A 25,644-nucleotide genomic window follows, 5' to 3' on the forward strand; every position below is an offset into this window, starting at 1 on the left:
GTCGCCCGCTGAGCCAAGATAAAAAGCTTGCTATAATGCTTTCTATTCAACATTATAGCAAATTTTTAATCATCAACATGATCCACATACTTCTTTTATAGCATTGTCTTTCCTTTTTTTGAAATACGATTACGGTAATCCAGTTGAATACCTGTTAGCCATTGCAAAAATGCTGTCACGCCGATCTTAACAGTTTCTGATTGAAGGGTACCTTCCTTTGGGTCAGCATAGACAAAATCAATATGACGGACCCCCTCATTCTCACCAATAAGCTTAAGAATATCAAATAATTCATAGGCTGTTAAACCACCTGGTGTCGCTGCTGGAACGTCTCGTGCAAACATAATATCCAGTGCATCTAAATCAACCGATACATAAATTCGATCTACCTCATACATAAGTTGACGCAGCATTTCACGTATTGTGAGCTGAATACCATCACGTCGCATTTGCTTTAATGTAATCATGTGAATACCTTGTTCCCTCGCATAATGAATCATTTCTGGTGAATTGAAAAAGCCATGTAAACCTACATTATACACATGTCTCCCTTCAACAACTCCTGTTGCTATTAACTGGTGTATGGGTGAATCTTGCGCTAAGCCAATTTCTTCTTGGTTTCTTGCATCTAAATGTGTATCAATCTGAATGATTCCAATACGATCCTGTGGAAAAGCATTTTTAATGCCTTTTAGTGAACATGCTGTAATAGCATGATCTCCACCTATTAAACACGTAAAGCTTCTTGGATAGGCTATACTTAAATTTTCTGCTGCCGCCTCAATGGCAGATTCCGACAGCATTCTATCTTTTTCATGAATCGCCACGTCACCAATATCCACAACTGCCAGCGCACGTAAATTTATCTGTTCATCTAAATTATAGGACTGGAAGCTGGGCCATGCTTTACGGAATGCATTTGGATACTGTGCTTTCGTTGATGCTTCAGTGGCATAAGATAATAAAGCACCATACACAATAATATCTACATCATTTGGATTAGGATTTATTTGTTGTTTAATCCATTGATGCAATGCTGAGCCTTTTTCTTGCTGCCATTGGCATTCCGGTCGTATAAACATATTAATCTCCACCTTTATCTCATTTTCATTCAAGTCAAATCGGCCTATACGCCAAGTGATATTCTCCTCAAAATGACCTAATATATATGTTATTAACGTTATAGTACCATTTGAACACTTATCTTCGTTATATTTTTCTGTTATTCTACAAAATTTTCTTCATCTTTACTGTTCAACACAGCAAAAAAGGCATCTCAAAAATCATTTGAGATACCTCTTTCTGGATGGAGACACAATTTTGCCACCTCATACATGGAATAGCTTTCAAAAGAATATTGGCTACGCAATTCCTCAAAATAACGCAGTAGCTCCTCGAGCATCGCTAAATTTTTATCAATATGCTTCCCAAAATTATGAGGATGCCACCATATATGATAAAATGCCTGTGCTTTAGCAGCCTCAAGCATCCCTTCCTTTATACGCTTTAACTTTAACCCTTCGAATACACGCAATGGGCTACAATAAGGTCTTAAAAAGGCACTTGAGCGAATATCAATCAGCTGCCCCTTTTGCATATCCTTAAATGTCACCAGATGATGACCAGTTAAATTGAAATAGCTATCTAACCACTTTTTCGCGCCTAGCCATCTGCCTTTTGAAGTATTATACAAAGCATGATTGGTTGGACCTCTATAACAAATATATCCCGCCTCTAAACATGCCTGAAAATAGTCTTTGTTTATTTGATGACGTGGAAAGGTAATGGATTTCATAGGAGCAATATAGCCGTCCGTAATCGTTTTCATTGCATATAAATCTGCACAAAAATCCGCCTTTGTTTGCCCTTTTTCTAAACAATAAAAATGAGAAAAAGTATGACTTGCAATTTCCTGATAGGGTGTACGTTTGATCTCCTCAATTAAAGATTTACCAAAATGCAAAAGATCCTCTTGCTCATTTTCGCCTACTTTCGCAAGCTGGGTATAAGCAGCATAGCGCATCTGTTCATATTTTACTGGGATACCTCGTAAATAATGAGCCATCTCTGCCTTTGATTCGGCAAACAATAAGCCTACTGTCGCCCAAGTTGCATGAATATGATATTGCTCAAATAACGCTAATATTTTAGGCAGGGCTTTGCGTACACCATATAGGTTTTTATTGTATCGCCCATAGCAAAAAGCATCATGGACACCCCATTTTAGCTCAAAATCTAATGAAATAATGAGACCCCCACCGTTCATACTGCTACTTCCTCCATTTTTTCACACCGAGCAATCGTGCACGTATTTTAGATAGTGTAATATAGCCTGAATAAACATTGACAACCTCTCCACCAAAGCTTTGCTTCAAGGCTCGTACATGAGGATCATCTGTTAATTCACCCATATCATATAAAACAAAACCTTGCTGCTTTAAATGCAGTAAGTTATGCCATAGCAAGAAACGATTGGCATAACGCAAAGGTCGTTGTAAATGAGCTGCCATAGCTGCCGCATCACATGTTACCTCATAATAAGACATCGCTTTTTTTGCATGTACAATATCAAGCCGGTAACACATTGTTTGTCCACAAATACTTTGAACCTCAGATAATAATAAAGCCCCCTGCTGATTTAATAGTAGCAACGTTTCCATTTGTGATTTGCCAATACCTTTAAGCCTTTTTCTTTTAGCAAATTGATTGTAAAACTGTTGAAAGGCTCGCAAATTCTCCGTTGAAGGCTCTCGATACAAAATCACTTGATAAAATTCCTGTTGCGCACATCGTAAAAGTTGCCGATTTCCCTCTGATAGCGCTAAATATAATGAAAGCTCAGATTCTCGAAGCGAAATATGAATCGTTTCACTTTGAACAAGCTTGCGGCTCGGTACTAGTGAATGTGTATAACCTACAACCCTCATAGACTTTCGAATATTTGCTGGTTTTTCGACAAAATAAAAATGCTGCATTGCGATATTCCATCGCTTACTTTTAATGGACAGAATGAACATCGCCCCCACTCTCTGTATATTTTTCTACATGATGTCGCTTATAATAAGCCATTTTATAATGCTTTATTCGAGAAATAGGTTGATAGCCTAGCTGTATTAAGCGTTTTCGTTTCCGCCATTGCCAAAAGCCTGCCGTTATCCATAGTGCCTGTGTAGGTTTGCTATGGCGAAAATAAGCCGTAATAATATCAATCTGTGTAGCATCGTCATGGCTTAAAAAACAGGTTTGCTTTGGCAAAGCCTCGGTAATTTGCAGTGTATCCATATGCCAATGGGAGGCATGTAACGCAAACGCCAGCTTATTCGTTTCCGCAAAGGGGTCTTTATAAAGTGTAAATCCCTTATAAAAGAGGTCCAACAGCTCTTTTTGTTCAAGTTGCATCGCTTCCTGAATAGACATTTCTACAAATAAATTACCAATAGGCTGCTGTGGAGCAATAGCGTCTGATGGGGATAATTCATATAAAGTCACTTGTTGTAAACGAATAAATCTTTCTACGAATTGTTGTCCATATTCTAACCAATCTTTTACCTTTCCATACTTTACTAAAAGCCGTAATTGTCCTAGTATAGGCTGCTGCCAGTGCTGACTGCCTTTAGCAAATTTCTTCAGTCGTTCCTTTAATGTTAAAAAACCTGCCAGTAATTTTGTACGCTTTGTACCACTGCTAGCAAGCATATTTCTGGTAAAATCAACGCCAGAGCGCCATTCTAATTTATAGGGCTCATAGCCAATCCCCATATCCAACAGGCGATAGTTTGCAGCATAAGCTCGCTGAATCGTTTCCTGATTAGCCATACGTTCAACACCAAATATATGAAATAAAGGTTCATATGCACGTGCATACGTTATATAACGCCCACGGCAACAAAGCCCATATGTGCAGGCAATCCATTGATTTTCAAACAAAAGTGCATGGATCTTCACCTGTAAGGCTTCTCCTTGTAGCATTGCTAGGCGCTCAAAAAATTCCCTATTCTTACCTCTAATAAAACCACTTGTCCCAACCCTTTTCCGCTGTTGTCGATCAAATAACCGAAACATTTGCCAAAGCTCGTCCTGTAAAGGCATATGCTTTGTTAATAAGCCCAAATTTCGCAGCTTACTTACCTGTTGATCTATTGTATACACATTTTCTTGCTGTGCTGACAAAGCAAGATATGGCGTCACGATACGAAAAATGTGGGTAGACAATTGGTTTTCCACAAAGTATTGCTCAATCGTCGTTGTAGATTGTTTACTTTCTAACAAGCCATGCAATGAAAAAATAATATGTTGATGCTTACGACGAAGCTCATCAAAGATAAAGGTTATAGCTTGCATGAGCCATTCTTTTTTGGCGATAATTCCTGTGTAATGAGCAATACCTTCGCCTGCAAAAGTATACACCCTTATCCCCCAACGCATAGCCACAGTAAAAGGAAAAAAGGCAATAATCATCCCTTTATGTTCAACAGCGTAAAGCTCCACACGTTCTTTACGCCCTAGCAATTGCCACCAATTATAAAACCAAGCAAATTCAATAAAGGGGTTATCATTGTCCTCTTGTTCTAACATATCATCCCAAATTTCCTTGTACCACATCAGCTCATCATCTGTTCGAATACGAATTAATTGCAAGAAAATCCCCTTTCTTTTCATTATTCACCATCCACGAATATTGTACGTACCGTTCTATATGTATATTAAATAATTAGAGAAATATGAAAAAAAGAGTTATCAGGATAATAGGCTGATAAACTCTTTTTCGTATTAATTATAGGTTTGCTTCGATCAGTTGAATAGTATGTTCAATGGCAACATTGCCCTTTAATGCCTTACTAATCATGCAGGTTTGCTCTGCCTTTTGTGCTAAATGCGTAATTCTCCTTTCCAAACGCTCTGAAAGCTCTTCGACAACAATACGTGGTTTATGTATAATTTTTTCATAAGTAAAACTACCATTTATCACATTGACAAAGCCCTCTGACTGTATGGATAAGTCAAGCACAGCAATGGCTGAATTTTCGAGTAGTGTGGCAAATGTAATTAAATAACAGGTTGCTGCTGCACCTAGTAGCATTTCATCAGGATTTGTACCAATACCTGGTCCATTCATTTCCCGCGGAATAGAAATTTTTGTTTGTAAATTATGCGCCATAAGATTCCCTATACCATTTCTTCCTTCTGACCATGTTAAATCCATTGTAAATTTATGTTGCGTCATATTCTCTCCTTTCCGCTATTCCTTTAAAGGCTAGGAAAATGCTCGCTCCACACCTTGGCGAAACGAGCATGTTCACTATTCAGCCGTAGCAGTATGTGCTTTTTCTGTCTCTGTATGACGTCCTTTTTTTGTGAGAGCCTGGTACTCAGCTAAGCGAGCTGTTGTACGCCAATAGTGGTAAACAAGACCATCAATCCATAGCAAAGCCTCCACCTTCGATGCTGCAATCTCTAACTCTACTACATTTTCAACAGTATGCTCGAAATAGGCATTTCTTTTATCTCGTCTTACAGTAGCCATTTCAGAAGATGTCGCCTCTAATAAGTTTGCTATTTCAGGCAAACGCTCATCTTCATCAATTATCACTAGTACCTTCTCCAAAACCTCCAACCATTGCTGTGTTAATGCGTCCTGCAATTGAAAAGTATTAGGACTTTGTACACGTAGTGCCTTTGATAAACGATATAAATGATCTAAAGCATGTAACAGCGCAATATGCTTAGAGCGCTCTTTTTTTGAGGAGGACTGTATGGCATCCATAAATAAACGAGTCTTTTCAATCGCATCATCAATTTGTGTTAATTGATTTTCAATTTCGGCTGTTCGTTTTTTCCCTCGAATAAGGGCTATAAGAACAGTTGTTAATTCCTTTGTAATTTCCTGCAATGTATTAAAGGATACCTCTACCGCTACACCAGGTAATTTTGTGACACTATCATCTAAATTACGTGTTAAATGATTTCCTTTTTCAGGAATCATTCTTTCAATTAACTTTGCAAATAGACGAACAAATGGCATAAAGATAATCGCACCAATCACACTAAATAATGTATGGAAAATCGCAATACCTAATGTTTCATCAAAGCTACCATTAATGGATTTTGTGATAAATTCAGTAAATGTAAAGATAAATGTTGCACCAAGTGTTACGATAATGGCGGTTACGACATTAAATAGCACATGTGTAGCAGCTGTTCGTTTCGCAGCCGTAGAAGCCCCAATTGCTGCAAATAATGCAGTTGCGGTCGTCCCAATATTTTGCCCAATGACTAAATAAGCCGCTTGCTCAAAATCAATAGCGCCTGCATATAAAGCGGTTAATGTTGCCGCTATTGCTGCACTGGATGCCTGCATAATAACCGTCATCACAAGACCTAACACGATTAAGATCAGTTTTCCACTAATCGAATTGGCATCAAAGGCATCAAACGGAATTTTATCCTGTACAGCTGCCATCCCACCTTGAAGAATATCAATACCTAAAAATAATAGACCAAAACCTGTAAATAGCCCACCAATCGCTTTATAATCACGAGGTGCCAGCAATTGTACAAAGACACCAAGCGCAATAAAGGGCAATGACATGGTTTGCATATTAATTTTAAAACCTATAAGAGAAATAATCCATCCCGTACTAGTACTACCAATATTCGCCCCAATAATCACACCAATAGATTGCACAAATGTTAGTAACCCCGCACTAACAAAGCCAATTGTAATCAATGTTGTGGCAGTAGAGGATTGTACAAGCATTGTCATCAATGCACCCGATAAAACAGAGCTAATGGTTCCGCCAGTAAAACGATTCAACCATTTCTTTAATGCATCACCAGCAAGTTCCTTTAAACCATTTGTTAGCATTGTCATGCCGAGCAAAAATAAACCAATGCCTCCAAGCACATTAATCAACTTATAAACACACTCCCCGCTTTATTTTATTACCTACTCCCAATAGGCAAATTCCACAATCACTATATCCATTTTATTCAAATAAAGACACTTTCTTCCAACTTAAGCCTTCTCCTCCCTGTGTCTATATGTGAGATCTTTATCCTGTAGACATCTCATAAGCTTTTATTTATTACATGGAAAGTATAGTAATTGTTTCTGTTCATTTGGAATTACCTAAATATTCTTATATAGTACCATTATTGAATTTGAGAAAATAGGATGTTTTTCATTTATGTACAAAAACAAGCAATGTTTGAAAAAACAATGTCACAAACTTGCAGAATGAGCACTAATTTAGAAGAAAAAGGGATATATTTCGCAGAGCAGCGAAGGAATAATACACTACCAATTGTAGACTCTTGCAATCAAACCACCATGGTATTTAGTTTTTACTATTTTCAAAAGTCATACTCCTTCTACATTGCTATAGAAGGGCAAGCATATTCCGGGCTATTTCGCATACATTTGATAAAACGGCATGAAGTTTATAATAGAGTGGAGGAATTTTACAGGTGAGTGCAATGGTACTTGGTGGATTTTTATTTTTTAGTGTAAGCATAGGTGGCGCTATTGCCTGGATTTTCTCTAAGCTCTTTCAGCATACAACACAGGGGCTATCATTATTATGTGGTGGTTTTTTAGTTGGTCTGCTTATCCTCGATATCATCCCTTCCTCTGTTCATATTTACCAGCCATTTGGGATGATACTTGGTATTTTTATTGGCTACTGTATCTTTCAAATACTCGATAGCTTATTGCATACATCTTCCACCCAGCATTCCTCTGTCTCTCTTTTAACGCTTGCCATGATTATTCATACAATTCCTATCAGCCTTACTGTTGGAAATTTACTTAGCAATGCCGCATTAAGTATTTCGCTCACAGCCTCTATTATTCTGCATCATGTTCCTGAGGGCTTTGCTTTGTCAACGGCACTGATTGCTCAAGGAGAAAGGCTATGGAAGCTCTTTATGTACTTCTTTATTTTCTCTATTTTCTTTAGTGTTTTTATTTGGTTTGGTCAATATTGGGTGTTAACAAATAAAGCACAGGGCATTTTAATGGGGATTTCTATAGGATTAATAGCCACTGCCAGCGTTTCTGAATTTATTTTGCATCATCTTCGAGCAGTTAGTGTGAAATCCTTTATCATCTATCTCTTTTTAGGCTATCTATTAAGCTATAGCTTCCATATACTTGTGGAATAAGTTAAAAAAATCCGCGTAGTTTTCTATGAGACGGCTCGCATCTTGTCCATAGAAAGAAAAGCGGATTTTTTCCATTATATGTTTATAACCGTCATTCTTCTTCTGCTAATAACATGATCGTAACTGTTAAAATTTTAGAAATTTCTGCACGTGTAAGATTTCCCTTTGGATTAAACTTACCATTTGTCCCATTTAAAATACCCAATTGTTGTAATAAACCAATTGCTTCTACAGTATCCTCACGCATTTGATTTTTATCTGTAAATGTATTGTTGTTGCTTACCTGAGTAACATCCAGCTCCATTCCTACTAAATATTTAGCAGTCACATAGGCCATTTCTTCACGTGTTACAGGTTTTTTGGGCTCCAGTTTTTCACCATCAAAAATATCCATTAAGCCGTATTCTTGTAAAATAGCTACTTCCTTTGCTCCCCAAAAACCATCGAGATCTGTATAAGTGGCAGCTCCTTCATAATCCTTATTTACATCTAAGCCTGATGCTCGGAAAATAATAGCCGCTAGCTCCCCACGCGTAACCTGTCCATTTGGATGAAATGTTGTTGCAGACGTTCCATTAATAATGTCTGTTTGATTTGAACTACCCCCACTTAGTTATTGAAGTGGGTGATTCCTAAGAACACCAGCGTAACTGCCAGTTATGGATTAGGCTATCCCCGTAGTTCCTACGGTTAGAAGCCTTATCGCTTCGTTTTTCAGATTTTGTCCTGCGTTCATATCTCTATCGTGATGTGTGCCACAAGAAGGGCAATCCCACTCACGAAGATTTAAATGCTTAACGTCTTTGTTTTTGTGTCCGCAAGCTGAACATAGTTGAGAACTAGCAAATGTTTTAGATATCGCAATTACCTGTTTACCATACCAATTTGCTTTATATTCCAACATCGTTCTAAATTGTGACCAAGATACTTCGCTGATTGCTTTCGCTAACTTATGGTTCTTTAACATATTGGATACTTGCAAATCTTCGATACCGATGACATCGTGGTTTTTGACGATGTCAGTAGAAATTTTTTGCAAATAGTCTGTTCTTGCATGCGCTATTTTTTCATGAATGCGTGCGACTTTCACCTTTTGTTTTTGGTAGTTTCTTGCTTCCTCTAACGACTTCTTTTGCTTCAATGCCATTTCTTTTCGCCTTGACAAAATACGCTGTTCTTTCGCCAGTTTCTTTTCAAGTGAACAGAAAAACTTCGGATTTTTATACACCGTTCCAGTAGAAAGAATCGAAAATCTTTAAGACCGACGTCCATACCGACAGAAGAGCCTGTTTTTTCTAGTGGCTGCACGTCTGTTTCAGCAAGAATCGAGACAAAGTATTTTCCACTTGGATTTCGTCTGATTGTCGCGTTAAGAATACACCCTTCAACCTCACGACTTTTTGCAAACTTGACAAATCCAATTTTGGGTAACTTGATTTTGTTTCCTACAATCGTAATATTGCCGTTCGTGTGCTTTGTTGTGTAGGATTGTACTTTATTGTTTTTAGACTTGAAACGTGGTGCTTTAGTCTGTTTCTTGAAAAATCGTGCATACGCATCCGAAAGGTTTTTAAGGGAGGATTGAAGCGCAATGCTGTCTACTTCTTTCAACCAAACGTATTCTTTCTTCAGTTGTGTTAACCGAGAAGAACAAGTATGATAAGTGAACCCTTTTCCTGTTTCTTTGTAAGCATCCTTCCATTTTGCTAAAAAATAATTGAAGACAAAACGCGAACAACCGATTGTTTTAGCTATGAGGATTTCTTGTTCTTTGTTTGGATAGATACGGAATTTGTATACTTTGTTGACCAACACACGAAACACCTCCCTCTTTATCCGAATGTTTGTTTCTATTTTAACCGAAAGGACGTGGCTTTGGCTATCACCAACCGCCATTCATCCCCCACTTACGCATTCGGCTACGCCCTACACATTCCTTGAAGCGGACGTCTTCTGTCGAAAAACGATAAAAATTGAATATAGCTTTCAGCCCAGTGACCAATCGCATCCTTAAAATAACCACCTGACTTTAGGTCAATCTCTGCACGAGCAAATACTGCTAGCATGTCATTCAAATCTTCTGCATTAACAGCCTCCCATTTACCAGCTACATATATTTCACTCTTAAAAGAATTTCCAGTTTGCGTAATTTTTATTTCAATAGCATTGCCAAATAATTTTTTAAATTCCTCATAATTTTCCTTAAACTCTTTTGCTCCCTCTGGATATGCATGTGTACCATCTATATAAGCTTGAAGAATTGCTGCTAACGAAACCTTTACTGTAATACTATTGCTTGTTGTTGTAAGTGTCATTTTATCGTTTTCCAGTCCTACTTTAACGAGTAATAACATTTTATAAATATCTTGATAGGACATCGCTTGTGATTGACCCGTTGTTGCAACAGCCTTCTTTACATGGATAAGACTCGCAACATCTACAGCTTCCTGTGCAGAGGCTTGTCCACCAACCCCTCCTGTAAAACATGCAATACTTAGTGCTCCAGCTAACATTATCTTTTTCATTATTCTTCCTCCTCGTATATTAGTAGTAAGAGCTCTTTCCGATAGAATTTCCAGTTGATCCGGACAACTGGGGGATCTGTTGGATTTCCTCTAGGAAGTGGTCGCCGATTGGCTCCCTCACTCTTGTTTTATGTTTTACCTGTTTGACCCCTGTTTGACCGAGGGAGCCAAAAGGAAATCATCATTTTATTGTTAAATACTATTTTAAGTATTGCCTACAGGTGCTTACCTGTTTATTTGTCATCCCCTTTTTTAACCCAATTTTATAGCACAAGGGCGAAGGATGGAGGAGGCTCCATTTCAGTACTTCGTCCTTTTTTAGTCATCCAAAATAGTTCACGCAGCCCTGTGTCCATGCGACAATGGAACAGACAAGGTATTCACAGGAAATAGCTTTCACTCCTTGCAGACACACTTGTGTACTGCTTCATAAGCCTGCTACCCATCGTTCATTATGGAAGGTCTAACCACTGGCTGCGACGTAAGATTCAGAAGAGAGTGTAGCGCTCATAAATGGTCTTCTACTTGCGATTGCTGATAACGAGGCAGACATCGATGATTCGACTGGGCACCCAGGTCTGCGTGTATCTTGATTAATTCCCCCTTAGGAGGTGATTGGCATGTCACATATGCTAGTCGGTATTGACGTGAGTTTGCGCTCCCATCATGTTCATTTCATGCATGGAGAGGGTCACACACTCGCTGATTTTTCTGTTCGAAATGATGTAGAAGGTGCGGACACTTTGATTCAAAAAATTATACGAACAGCGGAAAAAAATCAAACAGATCAATTAAAAATCGGGATGGAGGCCACGGATCAATATAGTTGGCACCTTGCCCATTACTTAAAAGCACAATGTAAAAAAGTCTTACCCCATCTTCAAACAGCGATTTATATGCTCAACGCGCGTAAAGTAGCTCGCTTTAAAAAGGGCTACGATACATTACCGAAGAACGACAAAGTAGACGCCTGGGTTATTGCGGATCATCTACGCTTTGGACGATTGCCACATGAAATGCAAGAAACCTTAATTTACGATGCCCTGCGTCGTTTAACACGTACGCGCTTCCATTTAGTTCATGAAATTGCGCGTAATAAAACATACATGTTAAATCAACTGTACTTAAAATTTAGCGGCTTACGCCAAGATAATCCGTTCTCTGATACATTCGGTGCGACAAGCATCGCCGTCATTGAAGAACTGGACCCTGGTATCATCGCTGAAATGCCTTTGGAGGAGCTGGTCGAGTTCCTACAAGAAAAAGGTAAAAACCGTTTTGCGGAGCCTGAGGAGATGGCGAAATATCTCAAGCAGCTCGCTCGTAATTCGTACCGTTTAGATAAAATAATGGCCGATCCGGTTAATCTTTCTTTATCCGTGATTTTAAGCACCATTCAACACATGGAAACCCAAGTAAAGCGGTTAGATAAGGAAATCGAACGCATGATGAAAGGTATTCCACAAACATTAACTTCGGTAAAAGGCATCGGTCCCGTGTACGCAGCGGGTTTAATCGCAGAGATTGGGGATATTCATCGTTTTGATGATCACCACGCTTTAGCGAAATACGCAGGTTTCGTATGGACACAGTATCAGTCAGGCGAGTATGAAGCCGAGGATACCAGCCGTATGCGAACCGGCAATAAGTATTTACGCTATTATCTTGTGCAAGCATCAGACGCCATACGAAAACATGACGCCGAATATAAAGCCTTTTATCAAAAGAAATACCAAGAAGTAACGAAACATCAACACAAACGCGCGCTCGTCTTAACCGCTAGAAAACTTGTACGACTCGTGCATTCGCTACTACGCACGAAACAGTTGTACATCCCCAAAGAAGAAAGGAGAGAATAACGAATCTTTTCTCACTTTTCTTTAGTTAATTTATAACTTCCGTTTTTTAACTATTTTTAGTTAAAAAGCGTGAGGTTTATTTAAGTGCGCCTAAAATCAAGCATTCAGCGGCTATAGAGCTTAAGAATTTCCAATTTTACTGTTTTTAATGGTTGACATTTCACCACTGGGCTTTATTCCCTAAATAAAGTGTATAAAAACAACTATTAATAAATCTATAAAATTATGGAATTTAGTTAATAATTATAAAAAAGATTGATTTTACCCATACTTATCATCACTACTTCTTTTGTTGCTAGCCAATCCCCATTCTAAAAAGATGTTCTATAGGGTACACCTAGTATATAAATGCTTTTTGTAATTAATATATATATAATATCAAGAGCTATTGTTTGATTTTAAATCGCTGAAAGACGTAGGATATACTTGTATCAAAATAAACTTATTTTTATATTGCTATATCAATGTATTAATTTTCGAGGAGGAAGTCAGATGAATTATCAAAATATTACAGTAGCAGGTAGTGGCGTACTAGGAAGTCAAATTGCTTATCAAACAGCTTTTAAAGGCTTTCAGGTAACCGTCTATGATATTAATGATGAGGCATTACAGCATGCCCAAGATCGTATTGCCAAATTAAAACCACTTTACCAGCAAGACTTAGGTGTAACACAAGAGGAAGTAGATGCCGCGTATGCACGTCTAACATTTAAAAGTGACTTAGCACAGGCGGTTGCTAATGCAGACCTTGTGATTGAAGCTATTCCTGAGGTTGTAGCAATTAAAACAGACTTCTACACACAGCTTGGTAAAGTAGCCCCTGCAAAAACTATTTTTGCAACAAATTCGTCTACGTTATTGCCTAGCCAATTTGCAGCTGCAACTGGTCGTCCAGCGCAATTTTTAGCTTTACATTTTGCCAATACGATTTGGAAAAACAACACGGCTGAAATTATGAAACATGCTGGTACAGATATGAAGGTATTCGAGGAGGTTGTAGAATTTGCACGTGCAATCGGCATGGTGCCACTGCCATTATACAAAGAACAGCCAGGCTATATTTTAAACTCATTGCTAGTGCCATTTTTAGATGCAGCAGAATTACTGTTAATCAAAGAAGTAGCTGATCCTGAAACAATCGATAAAACATGGATGATTGGGACAGGCGCTCCACTTGGACCATTTGCCATCCTAGATATTGTTGGTATTAATACTGCCCATAATATTGTGGAAGCCAAAGCAACTGCAACGGGTGATGAAAACATGAAAAAGTTGGCAACCCTTTTAAAAACAGAGTATATCGACAAGGGCAAACTTGGTCGTGCTACAGGGGAAGGTTTCTATACTTATCCAAATCCCAACTTTGAAAAAACAGATTTTTTAAAAGGCTAATCATAGTTAAAGAGCAATCACCCTTTGGAAAGGGCAATTGCTCTTTTTCTGATTTTACTTATTTAGCATTCGCACAGCTTGTTGGCGCAACAGTGATTGCAAAATATTTATCATAATGTTTTGCACAATTAGGATTAAATTCAGTACTACAGTATAGACATGTGTCATTTTGTAAATATTCATGGATTGTTAGTTCATTTCTACATACCCCACAAAGAATAGCTTTTCCATAAAACTCGTTCTCCTGCCATACTTGTGCACCATGGGATTCATTTTCACTATGGCATTTATAGCAAGGATAATATTTATCGCAACACTTGAACTTAATCAGCGTTGTATCATTTTGTTGATGATAATGTTTACAACGCCCCTCATCGTCAATCGTGGCATGAAGCTTTTCCATCGTTTATCTCCTTTTTTAAAGAATGCTCTAACTAAGCAGCATTCTGATTTTTCTGTTCCACTATAACACTTAAAATACCAAAAACTAAAAGTAATAGTACACCAATCAATGTAATCGTTGACCATTGCAATCTTGGATCAAAAAGCTGGAAAAAGAAGGTGAATACAGGAATAAAACATAGTGACATCATCACTAAAAAGACCTCACAATATTGAATACCCTTTTGTAGTAAATACATTGGTATTAATACGCCCATCACAGTCAGCAATAAAATCCAGCCAATATTTTCGAATAAATAAGTGAACAACACATCATAAGTAGCTATAAAGGATAGCCCAATAATACCGTAAAATCTTTTTGATAAAATCATAGAGCTTGTCCAACCTAGCTGGCTTAACTGTTTAGAATAGACTGTGCAGAATACAGCACCAAGCCCACATAGTATACTTGCACCAACACCCAAAATACTAGATTGATCCCACGATTGTACGGCGGATTTTCCTGTAAAAATAGCAACAATTAATAATAAGCTTGCCGCAAATATACCAAATGCAATACCCCATTGCGCCTTTAACACATGCTTTTTTTGCTGAATGACTAGCATCAGGGCAAATAACGGCCCCAATCCCATCTCCAATGAACTGACAATTGCCGGTTCAATATATTTCAATGCAAAGTAAAATCCCATAAAGGCTAAAATGGAAGCAGCATTTAACTTCAATAATGGTAATCTTGCTGTACGCCAGTTTGGTGCTATCTTTTTTCTACTTGTAATAAGTTGAAAAAATATAGTGGTTATAAAAAAGCTAATGCCTGTAAAAAGAAATGGATGCACTGCCTGCACACGATTTGAATAATAAACCTGACTAACAGAGGTTAAAATCGCTGACAATAATAAGCTTCCCACCCCTACTATGTATACATTACGTTTATGAACAATTATCGTATCCATCGAATCCTCCACCTTTCCTTAGCTTTTTATGTCAGCTCATTTTTTATGAATTCCAACTATAATACCACAAAACTATGTGAATTTTACAAATTTTTATGGTCTGCCCTAAATTATCTAGCACGATAAAAATAAAGCAATTGCACCGGTATATACATTACCATATAATAACAGCAATAAAGGAGTTGAAAATTTATGAAATCCAACAGCATGGCTAAGCATTTCCTGCTATTGCAGGAGCAACGGATTTACTACCTACCAGCTATTCAGACGCTTTCTCAGGAAGAACTATGGCATCGACCCTATGAAGGAAAATGGTCTATTGGTGAGCATTTTTATCATTTATATTTAATTCTCAAAATGCTCCATACAGCAACCAAATATTCTTTATTCCTCACACCTATTGCGAAACTACAAAGAAACAAGCCCTTTGCTACTGAAATACATGATATTTATGCTGCCTATAAATTGAAAAAAGGAAAAGGAATGCCAGCACCTAAAATCTTAATACCACCTAAAAAAATATACTTTGCGCTCAGCAGCCAGGATATTGAGCAAACACTTATGAACGAAACATTGGCATTACAGTGGTTAGTAAAAAATATTGAGGAAGATATCGCAGGGCATATTCGCTTTCCAGACCCTATTGCTCATTATCCTAATCTTATTCAAGCGATCCAATTGCTCGCTATTCATGAACAGCATCATTTTAAAATTATGGAAAAAACATTCTCTTACACCAAATAAAACAAAGCCATCTTTGTGTGCATAGACAACAAAGATGGCTTCTATCTGCCAAACGCAATATTTTTTTGTTCCTTTAAGTCATTATTTTTATTTCAAATAACTCTATTTATCAAAAAGCCTACGATAGCAACATGCGCAAAAACTTTTCAAAGTGGACACCTGCTTCACTGGGTATTTGCTCCTTTGCTGTGGCCTCAATAGCCGTAGCTAAAAATGCTTCTGCAAGCTTCATAGACTCTACTAAATCCTGCCCACGCATCATACCGCCCATGATAACAGAGGCAAATAAATCACCTGTACCAGAATAGCTTTGACCATTATAGTCACGAATACTAGAAAATGAACGAGTTGCATTGATATACATATTGCCTACATAACGCTTAGTCGTATCTGCTGGCGGCGGATTCAAGCCTGTAATAATAACGTTTGCTCCCGTTATCTGCTGTAGCTGCTGCCCTGCCTCCTCAAGTGCCTGCATATAATCTGTTTTATTTTGATAATGCTGTAGCTTATCATAGGACAGACCTGTCAGCAAGCAGCATTCTGTCACATTTGGTGTAATCAGATCAGCACATGTCACAAGCGCTCTCATACGATCAAGCAGCTCACCTGTAAACATTTTATAAACCTCGCCATGGTCGCCCATTACTGGATCAACAAGCAATGTTGTTTCATTTGAATGAAACACATCTAAAAAACGAAAAATATTATCGATTTGCTCCTTGCCTGTGACAAAGCCTGTATGAATGCCATCAAATGCTACCCCAAGCTTGTTCCACTCCTCAGTAAAATATTCCATCTTTGACGTTAAATCCTCACAATAAAAGCTAGAATATCCCGTTTGAGCCGTTAAAATGGCTGTTGGCAAAGGCACTGCTTGAACACCCATCACTGATAAAACAGGTATGGCAGCCGTTAGGGAGCACTTCCCATACGAGGACATATCCTGAATAACCGCAACTTTCTTCATTCTTCACTCCACCTAACTCATCCTACTTATACTGCTCTCATCGTATCACAATTAAATAAATACGAAAATAATCTCAATCTGACCACTAACTCTTTTACAAAATTGGCACTTTCATTATAGTCAGTCCTTTGCTAAAGTAAAAATCATCAAAATATTCATTATAGTGAGGAAGAGATCCATGCACAGTATTCAACGATATACCTATACAAAACCGCGAACAAAAACATTTGATTTAGTGATTACAGCCATTTTAGCAGCACTTGTTTTTGTGGCCACGATGTTTATTAATCTAAAGCTACCATTTGGACAGGGTGGACTTATTCATTTAGGGACATCCATGCTGTTTATCTCAGCTATTTTATTTGGCCCTAAAAAGGGAGCACTTGCCGGCGCAATCGGGATGGGCTTATTTGATATCGTGGGTGGCTGGTTAATTTGGGCACCAACTACCATTATTTCGCGTGCGCTACAAGGCTTTATTGTTGGTAAAATCTCTTGGTCTAAAGGCTATAGAGGCGACAATATTGGACTAAATATTTTAGGAGCCGTTCTATCAATGCCTGTGATGATTGCCGTGTACTACATCGGGCAAGCTATTATGTTCAATAGCTGGATTGCCCCACTGGCATCAATTCCCGGAGATATTATTCAAAATATTGTTGGCTTAATTATTGCCATTCCTGTATGTATTGTATTGAAAAAAACACCATACTTTAAAAGAAACTTTTAATAAAAACATGCCATCTCCATAATAAGGTGGCATGTTTTTATTTGCTTATTAGTGACATGAGTCCTGTCCATTTTCATACTATAGGATGGAGGTGATAAAATGCCAAGAGTAAAATATCGTGATGCTGATATTGCCTTGATGGCACGAATGATGAGGGCCGAGGCTGAAGCTGAAGGAAATCAAGGAATGCTATACGTTGGGAATGTTATTGTCAATCGTGCTATTGCTGACTGCTTAGATTTCAATGATGTGAGAACCATTGAGCAAGTAATTTTTCAAGTACAGGGCAATAATTATTCCTTTGAAGCCGTTCAAAAGGGCAATTTATTTTACCAGCGGGCCCGCTCATCTGAAAAAAAGCTAGCGAAGCAAAACTTGGATTTTTGGAGAGAGCACCCAGCAAAATATGCACTGTGGTATTTCAATCCATATGCACCATGCCCGCCAACATGGTATGGTCAGCCATTTACAGGGCAATTTAAAAATCATTGCTTTTATGAACCAGCAGCTGGAACATGTGAAAGTGTTTATATGGGGTAAGATATAATAAAGGGAACTCCTCATCTAGCGAGTGTTCCCTTTTCACTTATTTCAACAATGCTTGTAATGCTTGTACCTCGTCCTCTGACAATGTGATGCCCTTCCCCATTTTCTCACGGTTCGGTGCCCATTCGCGAATATCATACTTCGGTACATGGCCATTCCAGCTAATGAGGTTTAGCTCCTTTTTCCAGCCCTTTGCTGATTCTGAGAGCACGCCAATTTGCTCGATAATTTCGTATTTGATCTCTGCCATAATAGCCTCCATTAGTTATTTTCATATATGGTATCATAACAGCTTATATGACAAATAGTGAAATTAATCTTCTGGATGCGTACCTCCACCATACAACCAACGAAGCGCACGAATAAAGTGCTGACTAAAGAAGCATACATCATGTGTGCCCTCAGGGTTTAATTCAAATAATAGATTTCCTTCCAAATAGTCCTCCTTTGTCAATTCTTGATAAGCTTTTTTCGTAGCCTCCACCATATTCTTTTGAATGCTATCTCTATGAATGCCTTCTAACTCCCCCACATATAAATACAAATGATGATTTTGACGATTCACAGCTGGCTTTATATAGGTATTCCCTTGACGTTTTACTTCCTCTCCTCGTATATACTGTAGAACATCCTCATACCAAAACGAAGCGGATAGCACAATATATTGATGAAACACTTCTGGATAATAATACGAAGCAAAGATTGAAGCAAGCCCGCCAAATGAGCATCCTGCAATAGCTGTATAGGAAGGGGCAGGATTAGTAGCATAGTGTGTATCTATATACGGCTTTATTTGGTGCACAATCGTATCCAAATAATTTTTCACCTGCCCACCTAAATTAGGTGTATTTGGCATAAGAGACGGCGCTTCCCATGGTGTATACTCATTATTCCGATCAATTGGTACGATACCAATAATAATCAGTGGCTCAATTTGCGCTGTAATAATTAAATGATCAATATAGTTCATCGCCTGTATAGCACCATTCCCACCATCATGCATATAAATGGTACGATACTGCTTTGCTGGATCATATCCCGATGGTAATACGATTGAAACATCATACTGATTAATTTTTTCATATTTAATTGAAATCATTTGTCTTTCTCCATCCTTTTAAATTGATAACGATAATCAATATCAATTATAATAATAGTATACTTTACCATGAAAATGAAGGTGAAATTTTTTTCTTTCAAGACCTTAATATATGTATCATTAAAGTAGCTATATTTTTAACACTGAAAATATAGTATTATAAACTTTATTAACATTTCGTTTTTAATCCATGATTTTTTATTCACTTTTTCAAACAGTCTAATGAATACTTAGTTATGCCATGAAAAGGCTAGGCATTATTAATTTGTCCATTATAAAAGCCGTATAATTCTCAAATTAAAGAAACAATAGAACAAGAAAACCCGAACTATTACAAAATGCTAGCTAAGCATTTGGCAATATCGTTCGGGTTTTCTATTGGCTAAAATCCTTTTATCCCAGTCTTATATTATCTTATTAAATTTCATAGAGTTAAACTTCCCATCTTATAAATGCTCAATTTTTGTCACATCCACTTTGACGGTTAATGCGTGTGCCCCTCCTTGGTAAACACCCTCTACAGGGCTTACATCTCGATAATCACGTCCCACACATAAAATAATATGATTATCTAGCACCTCTACATTATTTGTCGGATCAAGACCTATCCATCCGATACCAGGTACCATAATTTCTACCCAAGCATGCGTTGCCGTATCTCCAATAAGGTCATCGTCTTTGCCAACATATAAATAACCACTTATATAACGTGCTGGAATACCACAATAACGCAATACCCCAAGCATAATATGTGTATAATCCTGACAGACACCAGCCTTCAACTCAAATGCCTCTGTCGCTGTTGTGTTCACTGTTGTGGCATGTGGATCGTACTTAATCGCATGGTGTAAGTACGTCATCACATCACATGCTAATTTTAAGGGATTGTCACTTTTACCGCCAATAGCCGTTAAAACCTCCTGAATTTGCTCTTCATGCAGGGATGTCAGTTTCGATGTATTCAGATAAGGTAAATAATGACTTTTAAATAGCTGTGATTTAAAAATATTACGCATTTCTTCTGAAAAATTAATTTGATAAACATACGGCGCTTTTTGCACACTCACTGTAGAAGTTGCCGTAATGACAAGTTCTTTATGTGGTTCTGCAATAAAAAAGCTGCCAACATTATTTAGCCAAATATCCATATATTCCTTTATCATTGATGGTGGTGAAATATTTAAATTATACGATAAAACACGCTGACATTCGCCCGCTCTAGGCTTTAAACGTATTGTATTCAGTGATTGTTCCACTTCACTTTCATAAAGAAAAATATTGCTATGTGTGATATGGTACTTCATACGTTTCTCCTTTTGTATGCGTAGCGTGTTGCATGCTTTACACAGCCAGAATAGGTGGTGTTAAATAATAGGCTTGAGCTAGAATAGGACCAAAATCTGTACAATTTTGTCGAATATCTTTTACCCTCTGCTTCTGCTCTGCTAACGTTAACGTCGCCATATCAACATTGGTTAAAGCAATCAGTTCATCTAACGCACGATACATATTTTCTACATTTTGATTTGTTAATCCCTGCTCTATATCATACACTGTATCTCGAATTTTATATAGCCCATACGCCACGGAGCGAGAACATTTTACATCACCAATTAAAAAATCCAACACACTGTCTACTGTTAACACACGTGAACGATAGGCATATTCCTCAGCAGTATTCGTAAGTTGTAAGCCTAAACGTATCGCTCGATCTGGCTCTAATTCACCTTCTATTTCTAATAAATGATGCAAAATTAATGCTGTTTTCTCAGAGCGTTCCAGCCATTTACCAATCTTTAAAAATTTATAGCCCATATCTCTGGTCATCAATGAATCAATAACACCTGTTGCTGTCAAAGCCGTTTTCCGAATATGTGTTAAAAAATTTGTCGTATTTAGCAATGCAAATGTCTCTGGATATGCACCCTCTTGAATATCCAAATACAAATCATTCCATTCCTCCCATAGCTCATTCGGCAAACAATCCCTTGTGTTACGAGCATTCATACGCACACTCGTAATGGTAGCTATTAACGAATTTAAATTATCACGATCATAGATTAAGTAATGCACCATATCCTTTAAAGTATTTTGTGGATAACGCATTTGATAATCTTTAATATACCCGCAAATTGTAGGCACAATAAGCGATTCTTTTTCAAACATCAGATCCTTATGATTTGACTCTAGTGTATACTCTAATTGTGCATATAAAATATGCGCATTTGCTTGTGTACGTTCAGCATACCGTCCAATCCAATACAGTGAATCTGCTACACGACTAAGCATGTTCACCACCCCCCTTTACAATCCACGTATCTTTACCGCCTCCACCTTGAGAGGAATTCACAACAAGTGAACCTTCTTTTAAAGCCACACGTGACAATCCTCCTGGCAACACATATATTTCCTCTCCACTCATCACAAAGACACGCAGGTCCACATGGCATGGATAAAAATGTCCATTTTGAAAAGCAGGAGCACGTGATAATTTAATCGTGGGCTGCGCAATATATTGATGGGGTGACTCTACTATTTTTTCATAGAAGATTTGTCGTTCCTCCTCCGTAGAATGTGGCCCAATTAACATATCATAGCCACCAGACGCACCCACATTTTTCACAACAAGCTCCTCTAAATGTGTAAGCACCCATTCTCTAGTTGCATCATCTTCAAGTAAATACGTCTTCACATTATCAATAATCGGCTCCTCATTTAAATAAAAGCGAATCATTTCTGGTACATATTGATACATCGCCTTATCATCTGCAACACCATTACCAATCGCATTTAAAATCGCCACATTGCCCTTATTATAAGCGTCTAGTAAATGGGGTACACCAAGCATAGAGTCTTCTCTAAAATGAACAGGATCAAGAAAATCATCATCAATCCGTCGATAAATCACATCTACTCGTTTAAGGCCGAGAATCGTTTTTAAATAAACAACATTCTCCTTCACCACTAAGTCGCGCCCTTCTACAAGTGGAATATTCAAATGCTTTGCTAAAAATACATGGTCATAGTAAGCAGAATTATAAATACCTGCTGTTAATAAAACCGCATGGACCTCTTCATCCACTGGCATATTTATTGGACGATGTGAAAGTAATGCCTCCTGTAAATGCTGCAATTGTCCCTCCAACCGCTCAATCGCGTAGTCATCAAAAAATTCAGGGTAAATTTTTCGCATCACATAGCGGTTTTGATAGACATAGCTCATACCTGAGGGGTTGCGTAAATTGTCTTCAAGCACACAATACTTGCCATTTTCATCTCGAATTAAATCAATACCTGCAAGAAAGATATGATTTTGTAGCGGTATATTTGTACCAACAACTTGCTTATAGTAATATGGATTATTCTCGATAAGTGCTTTGGGAACAATGTCTGCCTTGACAATGTCTTGAGCATGGTAAACATCATGTAAAAAATGATTTAATGCCTTGACTCGCTGCTTCATACCATTCTCAATCATTTTCCATGTATTTTCTGGAATAATTATTGGAATAAAATCAAATGGCATGGTGCGTTCTGTTCCACCTTCTGCTCCATATACAGTAAATGTAATTCCTTGTCTTAAGAAGCTGGATTGTGCTGCATGATGCTTATCATACAGTTGCTGCTCAGAAAATGCCTGCAGCTGTTGATAGAACGTTTGATAATGCTTTTTAGGTTTGCTCCCATCTAGCATTTCATCATAAAATACACCAGATTCATATAATTTCCACATAATAAAATCCCTCCAATACATATCTATATTAGTTAAAATACGACATCTTCTAACAAAATTCCTTTATTTTCTGAATTTTCGTAATTTAATAGATTGTACTTTGTTAGAGAAATATAATTTGTAATGGTCGAACTTGAGAAGTATGGAACAGCGATCATTATATGGCTTTTGCAGGATAAATTAACTTAGATGAGTACTGTATTAATTACACTAAGAAACAAAAAGAAGCAACCAAGGGCACCGCACCTCAAAAATTAGTTATTTTACGCTAACTTTTGGATGCCATACAGGATCGCTTCTTTTCTTCTTACTTATTTTTTTATTTTTACATAACGGCTATAAACATAACCTGTTTTATCTTTATATGAGATTTTATACCAGCCCTGCTCTTCACCTAAAATCGTTATTTCTGTATTTTTGGCAAGTGTACCATATACTTTTCCAGCATTCGATGGCTTTGAACGAACATTTAAGTGATAGGCAGTCACAATGCCTTTAGGTAATTCTGGTTGTGTTACAATTGGCTTTGAGTTATCTGGTGCTGGCTTTTCTTCTTTATCCTTAGGAGCATTCAACACTTTGACAAGCTTCTGATAAAACTCTCCTGTTGTTTTCACTTTAGCAAATTGACTTGCATCGACTTCCGCCTTTGCTGCTAATGCTTCAATTTCTTCTTTCGTTATAGCATCTTTGACATTAATCGAAGCAATATTTGTATATTTTCCGTGCTCTGAAGTAGGAATGGCTAAAATACCTTTATTCACTAGCTCCACAACAGCGGCACGAGCAGGCGATTTTGTATCGACGCCAATAATTTTCCAATTGTTTTGGATAACAGGTTCGTATATACCATTCATTTCCTCTTGCAAGTAACGAATCGCTAAATTACGGATTGTACCCCCTGTTTCCCCATAAGCACTTTCCTCTTTTGAAGACCAAATCATATTAAATGTGCGCCCTTCAAGTGCTTGCCCTTTTGACACAAGGAAATCCATTCGATAGGCGTTCATGCCTAGCTTTAATGGGTCATCCATATGAATTGGCGTGCCATCTAATTTACGAAGATTTTTTATTCTGTTACCAGTCTGCTCTGTTAAATCAATATCATATTTGACATTCCCAAAATAATCATTTGTACTATATTTAGAGGCACGGCGTGTTGGATTAAAGCTCACTGTGACATCCCCATCACGCGTGCTATTGAAATAATCAACAGCCCATTCCATATAATCCTTTAAGTCTTGGCCCGTTACTTCATAAACTGATACCTCTCCACCAGCAAATTGATAATTATAGGCAATATCCTTTTTCTTAATTGGGCCTATATCTAATGCTGCTTTATCATTATCAATTTGGTGCGCGACTACATCTGCATTACTATAATGAAGCATGACTTCATGGAAGAAGTCTGATAAAGCTGTTTCTTGAATGTGGACAGAAGGAATGCCAGCAATTTCATTTTTCGGCACAAGATCTGTTCCTTTTAGCTGTGCCACCTCAATATTAGCATCGGTACGTGCAAACTCATGATATGGCTTTAATATTTCTTCTAGCTCTTTATCAGATTCAACAAAAGTTCCATCCTCATTCTTAACTGGAATTGTTGACGCATCTTTTTCCTTTAACGTTACTTGCTCCCCTTGACGAGTAAATGTTAAATCGATACGTGAAATATGTGAACCATATTTATTAGGCTCTGTAATGAGAACGCCATTCACGTCTTCTTTATTAATCAGCACATGATTATGACCTGCAAAAATAGCGGCTAACTCTGGAATCTCATTGGCCATTTCCTTAACACCTGTTCCTGGAACACCATTTTCGTTTTCCAAGCCCATATGCATAAGACCAATCATTACATCCACTTGACCCTCTAATTCTTTGACCGCTTTTTTCGTTTCTTCTATTGGATTTTTAACAACCAATCCATCTAAATGATTTGTACCCTTTTCATACTCTGTAATAAGCGGTGTTACCATCCCAATAACGCCAATTTTAACACCCTCACGTTCAATAATTGTGTACGCAGGTAAATAACGCTCTCCATTTTCTTTATAGACATTACCAGCAAGTCTTGTTCCATTAAATTGACTTGAAACCTTGTCCAATACATCTAAACCGAAATTAAACTCATGATTACCATATGTCCAAGCCTCATAGCCCATTTCATTTACAGCAGCTAGCATTGGAGATTTTGGTTGATCATTGAACAACTCAGCCGAATTATCCTGTATTAAATCACCATTCTCCAATAAAATTGTATTCGGATTATCATTACGAATATCTTTAATAATTGTATACAATTGTGTTAAGCTTCCTGTTAAATTAGGTCCATCCGTCGCATAATCCCAAGGCATAGAGCGCCCATGAATATCTGATGTAGCAAGAAGTGTAATCTGAATATCCTGTTCCTTCTCTTGTGCAATGACAGTTGTTTGGCTAAAGAAAATACCTGTTGCCAGAACCAATACTGCTATACTAAGTATGGATATACCTTTTTTCAATCTGTTCATTTCCTCAACGCCTCC

At 37.7% G+C, this 25,644-nt stretch carries 23 protein-coding genes and 1 pseudogene; 6 read left to right on the forward strand and 18 right to left on the reverse strand.

All coding sequences use genetic code 11. The features are described 5' to 3' along the window. Positions 1 to 95: 95 nt before the first annotated feature. From MHB44_RS17865 to MHB44_RS17890, 6 genes are all read right to left on the reverse strand, one after another. Positions 96 to 1,082: an agmatinase family protein gene (locus MHB44_RS17865; protein WP_341300255.1), complete on the reverse strand. Its 987-nt coding sequence runs from the start codon at positions 1,080 to 1,082 to the stop codon at positions 96 to 98. A gap of 194 nt (positions 1,083 to 1,276) precedes the next feature. Further along, positions 1,277 to 2,266 (reverse strand): polysaccharide deacetylase family protein, encoded by a 990-nt coding sequence (locus tag MHB44_RS17870; protein ID WP_341300256.1) that lies wholly within the window; start codon positions 2,264 to 2,266, stop codon positions 1,277 to 1,279. A 4-nt stretch (positions 2,267 to 2,270) separates the two neighbouring features. Continuing rightward, on the reverse strand, positions 2,271 to 3,017 hold the full coding sequence (locus tag MHB44_RS17875) for a hypothetical protein (RefSeq protein WP_341300257.1): 747 nt from the start codon (positions 3,015 to 3,017) through the stop codon (positions 2,271 to 2,273). Next, positions 2,998 to 4,659 carry a GNAT family N-acetyltransferase gene (locus MHB44_RS17880; RefSeq protein WP_341300258.1) on the reverse strand — a complete coding sequence of 554 codons (1,662 nt, stop codon included), beginning with the start codon at positions 4,657 to 4,659 and terminating at the stop codon, positions 2,998 to 3,000. Before MHB44_RS17880 ends, MHB44_RS17875 begins: the two co-directional genes overlap by 20 nt. A 115-nt stretch (positions 4,660 to 4,774) precedes the next feature. After that, a complete protein-coding gene (locus MHB44_RS17885; RefSeq protein WP_341300259.1) occupies positions 4,775 to 5,224 on the reverse strand; it encodes an SACOL1771 family peroxiredoxin in 450 nt (149 codons plus the stop codon). 75 nt (positions 5,225 to 5,299) lie between these two features. Further along, the gene (locus MHB44_RS17890) at positions 5,300 to 6,904 is read right to left on the reverse strand and encodes a Na/Pi symporter (RefSeq protein WP_341302997.1); all 1,605 of its coding nucleotides are present in this window, start codon (positions 6,902 to 6,904) and stop codon (positions 5,300 to 5,302) included. A gap of 572 nt (positions 6,905 to 7,476) precedes the next feature. Between MHB44_RS17890 and MHB44_RS17895 the strand changes: the two genes are divergently transcribed. Beyond that, entirely contained in the window at positions 7,477 to 8,163 is a 687-nt protein-coding gene (locus tag MHB44_RS17895) for a zinc transporter family protein (protein WP_235473489.1), read from the forward strand. A gap of 91 nt (positions 8,164 to 8,254) precedes the next feature. On the opposite strand, the gene MHB44_RS17900 is transcribed toward MHB44_RS17895, so the two are convergent. The 3 genes and pseudogenes from MHB44_RS17900 to MHB44_RS17910 form a co-directional block, all read right to left on the reverse strand. Beyond that, positions 8,255 to 8,557 (reverse strand): S-layer homology domain-containing protein, encoded by a 303-nt coding sequence (locus MHB44_RS17900; protein ID WP_341300260.1) that lies wholly within the window; start codon positions 8,555 to 8,557, stop codon positions 8,255 to 8,257. 270 nt (positions 8,558 to 8,827) lie between these two features. Continuing rightward, positions 8,828 to 9,978, reverse strand: a pseudogene (tnpB, locus tag MHB44_RS17905) (IS200/IS605 family element RNA-guided endonuclease TnpB). Between the two features lie 104 nt (positions 9,979 to 10,082). Then, on the reverse strand, positions 10,083 to 10,688 hold the full coding sequence (locus MHB44_RS17910; RefSeq protein WP_341300261.1) for a hypothetical protein: 606 nt from the start codon (positions 10,686 to 10,688) through the stop codon (positions 10,083 to 10,085). A gap of 620 nt (positions 10,689 to 11,308) precedes the next feature. Here MHB44_RS17910 and MHB44_RS17915 point away from each other — a divergent pair. Together MHB44_RS17915 and MHB44_RS17920 are read left to right on the forward strand one after the other, a co-directional pair. Next, positions 11,309 to 12,547, forward strand: coding sequence for an IS110 family transposase (locus MHB44_RS17915; RefSeq protein ID WP_341300262.1), 1,239 nt, complete (start codon positions 11,309 to 11,311; stop codon positions 12,545 to 12,547). A 492-nt stretch (positions 12,548 to 13,039) separates the two neighbouring features. Beyond that, positions 13,040 to 13,939, forward strand: coding sequence for a 3-hydroxyacyl-CoA dehydrogenase (locus tag MHB44_RS17920; protein ID WP_341300263.1), 900 nt, complete (start codon positions 13,040 to 13,042; stop codon positions 13,937 to 13,939). 58 nt (positions 13,940 to 13,997) lie between these two features. On the opposite strand, the gene MHB44_RS17925 is transcribed toward MHB44_RS17920, so the two are convergent. Continuing rightward, positions 13,998 to 14,342, reverse strand: coding sequence for a CHY zinc finger protein (locus MHB44_RS17925; protein WP_053995056.1), 345 nt, complete (start codon positions 14,340 to 14,342; stop codon positions 13,998 to 14,000). A 31-nt stretch (positions 14,343 to 14,373) separates the two neighbouring features. Continuing rightward, positions 14,374 to 15,294 (reverse strand): DMT family transporter, encoded by a 921-nt coding sequence (locus tag MHB44_RS17930; protein WP_341300264.1) that lies wholly within the window; start codon positions 15,292 to 15,294, stop codon positions 14,374 to 14,376. A 192-nt stretch (positions 15,295 to 15,486) separates the two neighbouring features. On the opposite strand from MHB44_RS17930, the gene MHB44_RS17935 reads away from it, so the two are divergent. Then, positions 15,487 to 16,038 (forward strand): DinB family protein, encoded by a 552-nt coding sequence (locus MHB44_RS17935; RefSeq protein ID WP_341300265.1) that lies wholly within the window; start codon positions 15,487 to 15,489, stop codon positions 16,036 to 16,038. Positions 16,039 to 16,156: 118 nt separating this feature from the next. On the opposite strand, the gene MHB44_RS17940 is transcribed toward MHB44_RS17935, so the two are convergent. Next, positions 16,157 to 17,008, reverse strand: coding sequence for a pyridoxamine kinase (locus MHB44_RS17940; protein WP_053995059.1), 852 nt, complete (start codon positions 17,006 to 17,008; stop codon positions 16,157 to 16,159). A 178-nt stretch (positions 17,009 to 17,186) separates the two neighbouring features. On the opposite strand from MHB44_RS17940, the gene MHB44_RS17945 reads away from it, so the two are divergent. Next, positions 17,187 to 17,738 (forward strand): ECF transporter S component, encoded by a 552-nt coding sequence (locus MHB44_RS17945; RefSeq protein ID WP_341300266.1) that lies wholly within the window; start codon positions 17,187 to 17,189, stop codon positions 17,736 to 17,738. 99 nt (positions 17,739 to 17,837) lie between these two features. Then, a complete protein-coding gene (locus MHB44_RS17950) occupies positions 17,838 to 18,278 on the forward strand; it encodes a cell wall hydrolase (protein ID WP_053995061.1) in 441 nt (146 codons plus the stop codon). A gap of 46 nt (positions 18,279 to 18,324) precedes the next feature. Here MHB44_RS17950 and MHB44_RS17955 read toward each other — a convergent pair whose 3' ends face one another. From MHB44_RS17955 to MHB44_RS17980, 6 genes are all read right to left on the reverse strand, one after another. Beyond that, positions 18,325 to 18,534: a PC4/YdbC family ssDNA-binding protein gene (locus MHB44_RS17955; protein ID WP_341300267.1), complete on the reverse strand. Its 210-nt coding sequence runs from the start codon at positions 18,532 to 18,534 to the stop codon at positions 18,325 to 18,327. A gap of 63 nt (positions 18,535 to 18,597) precedes the next feature. Next, a complete protein-coding gene (locus tag MHB44_RS17960; protein WP_341300268.1) occupies positions 18,598 to 19,383 on the reverse strand; it encodes an alpha/beta hydrolase-fold protein in 786 nt (261 codons plus the stop codon). Positions 19,384 to 19,829: 446 nt separating this feature from the next. Further along, positions 19,830 to 20,687 (reverse strand): transglutaminase family protein, encoded by an 858-nt coding sequence (locus MHB44_RS17965; RefSeq protein WP_341300269.1) that lies wholly within the window; start codon positions 20,685 to 20,687, stop codon positions 19,830 to 19,832. Between the two features lie 37 nt (positions 20,688 to 20,724). Beyond that, entirely contained in the window at positions 20,725 to 21,672 is a 948-nt protein-coding gene (locus MHB44_RS17970; RefSeq protein WP_341300270.1) for an alpha-E domain-containing protein, read from the reverse strand. Next, positions 21,665 to 23,116, reverse strand: coding sequence for a circularly permuted type 2 ATP-grasp protein (locus MHB44_RS17975; RefSeq protein ID WP_341300271.1), 1,452 nt, complete (start codon positions 23,114 to 23,116; stop codon positions 21,665 to 21,667). Before MHB44_RS17975 ends, MHB44_RS17970 begins: the two co-directional genes overlap by 8 nt. 311 nt (positions 23,117 to 23,427) lie before the next feature. Then, a complete protein-coding gene (locus tag MHB44_RS17980) occupies positions 23,428 to 25,629 on the reverse strand; it encodes a 5'-nucleotidase C-terminal domain-containing protein (protein WP_341300272.1) in 2,202 nt (733 codons plus the stop codon). Positions 25,630 to 25,644: the final 15 nt, after the last annotated feature.

Source organism: Lysinibacillus sp. FSL H8-0500 (genome assembly GCF_038051955.1).
Classification (GTDB): domain Bacteria; phylum Bacillota; class Bacilli; order Bacillales_A; family Planococcaceae; genus Lysinibacillus; species Lysinibacillus macroides.

What these genes read in the sequence shown, in the direction of transcription:
- MHB44_RS17865 (WP_341300255.1), bottom strand. Translation starts at nt 1,082, where the DNA reads ATGTTTATACGACCGGAATGCCAATGGCAGCAAGAAAAAGGCTCAGCA.
- MHB44_RS17870 (WP_341300256.1), bottom strand. Translation starts at nt 2,266, where the DNA reads ATGAACGGTGGGGGTCTCATTATTTCATTAGATTTTGAGCTAAAATGG.
- MHB44_RS17875 (WP_341300257.1), bottom strand. Translation starts at nt 3,017, where the DNA reads ATGTTCATTCTGTCCATTAAAAGTAAGCGATGGAATATCGCAATGCAG.
- MHB44_RS17880 (WP_341300258.1), bottom strand. Translation starts at nt 4,659, where the DNA reads ATGAAAAGAAAGGGGATTTTCTTGCAATTAATTCGTATTCGAACAGAT.
- MHB44_RS17885 (WP_341300259.1), bottom strand. Translation starts at nt 5,224, where the DNA reads ATGACGCAACATAAATTTACAATGGATTTAACATGGTCAGAAGGAAGA.
- MHB44_RS17895 (WP_235473489.1), top strand. Translation starts at nt 7,477, where the DNA reads ATGGTACTTGGTGGATTTTTATTTTTTAGTGTAAGCATAGGTGGCGCT.
- MHB44_RS17900 (WP_341300260.1), bottom strand. Translation starts at nt 8,557, where the DNA reads ATGGATATTTTTGATGGTGAAAAACTGGAGCCCAAAAAACCTGTAACA.
- MHB44_RS17910 (WP_341300261.1), bottom strand. Translation starts at nt 10,688, where the DNA reads ATGAAAAAGATAATGTTAGCTGGAGCACTAAGTATTGCATGTTTTACA.
- MHB44_RS17915 (WP_341300262.1), top strand. Translation starts at nt 11,309, where the DNA reads ATGTCACATATGCTAGTCGGTATTGACGTGAGTTTGCGCTCCCATCAT.
- MHB44_RS17920 (WP_341300263.1), top strand. Translation starts at nt 13,040, where the DNA reads ATGAATTATCAAAATATTACAGTAGCAGGTAGTGGCGTACTAGGAAGT.
- MHB44_RS17925 (WP_053995056.1), bottom strand. Translation starts at nt 14,342, where the DNA reads ATGGAAAAGCTTCATGCCACGATTGACGATGAGGGGCGTTGTAAACAT.
- MHB44_RS17930 (WP_341300264.1), bottom strand. Translation starts at nt 15,294, where the DNA reads ATGGATACGATAATTGTTCATAAACGTAATGTATACATAGTAGGGGTG.
- MHB44_RS17935 (WP_341300265.1), top strand. Translation starts at nt 15,487, where the DNA reads ATGAAATCCAACAGCATGGCTAAGCATTTCCTGCTATTGCAGGAGCAA.
- MHB44_RS17940 (WP_053995059.1), bottom strand. Translation starts at nt 17,008, where the DNA reads ATGAAGAAAGTTGCGGTTATTCAGGATATGTCCTCGTATGGGAAGTGC.
- MHB44_RS17945 (WP_341300266.1), top strand. Translation starts at nt 17,187, where the DNA reads ATGCACAGTATTCAACGATATACCTATACAAAACCGCGAACAAAAACA.
- MHB44_RS17950 (WP_053995061.1), top strand. Translation starts at nt 17,838, where the DNA reads ATGCCAAGAGTAAAATATCGTGATGCTGATATTGCCTTGATGGCACGA.
- MHB44_RS17955 (WP_341300267.1), bottom strand. Translation starts at nt 18,534, where the DNA reads ATGGCAGAGATCAAATACGAAATTATCGAGCAAATTGGCGTGCTCTCA.
- MHB44_RS17960 (WP_341300268.1), bottom strand. Translation starts at nt 19,383, where the DNA reads ATGATTTCAATTAAATATGAAAAAATTAATCAGTATGATGTTTCAATC.
- MHB44_RS17965 (WP_341300269.1), bottom strand. Translation starts at nt 20,687, where the DNA reads ATGAAGTACCATATCACACATAGCAATATTTTTCTTTATGAAAGTGAA.
- MHB44_RS17970 (WP_341300270.1), bottom strand. Translation starts at nt 21,672, where the DNA reads ATGCTTAGTCGTGTAGCAGATTCACTGTATTGGATTGGACGGTATGCT.
- MHB44_RS17975 (WP_341300271.1), bottom strand. Translation starts at nt 23,116, where the DNA reads ATGTGGAAATTATATGAATCTGGTGTATTTTATGATGAAATGCTAGAT.
- MHB44_RS17980 (WP_341300272.1), bottom strand. Translation starts at nt 25,629, where the DNA reads ATGAACAGATTGAAAAAAGGTATATCCATACTTAGTATAGCAGTATTG.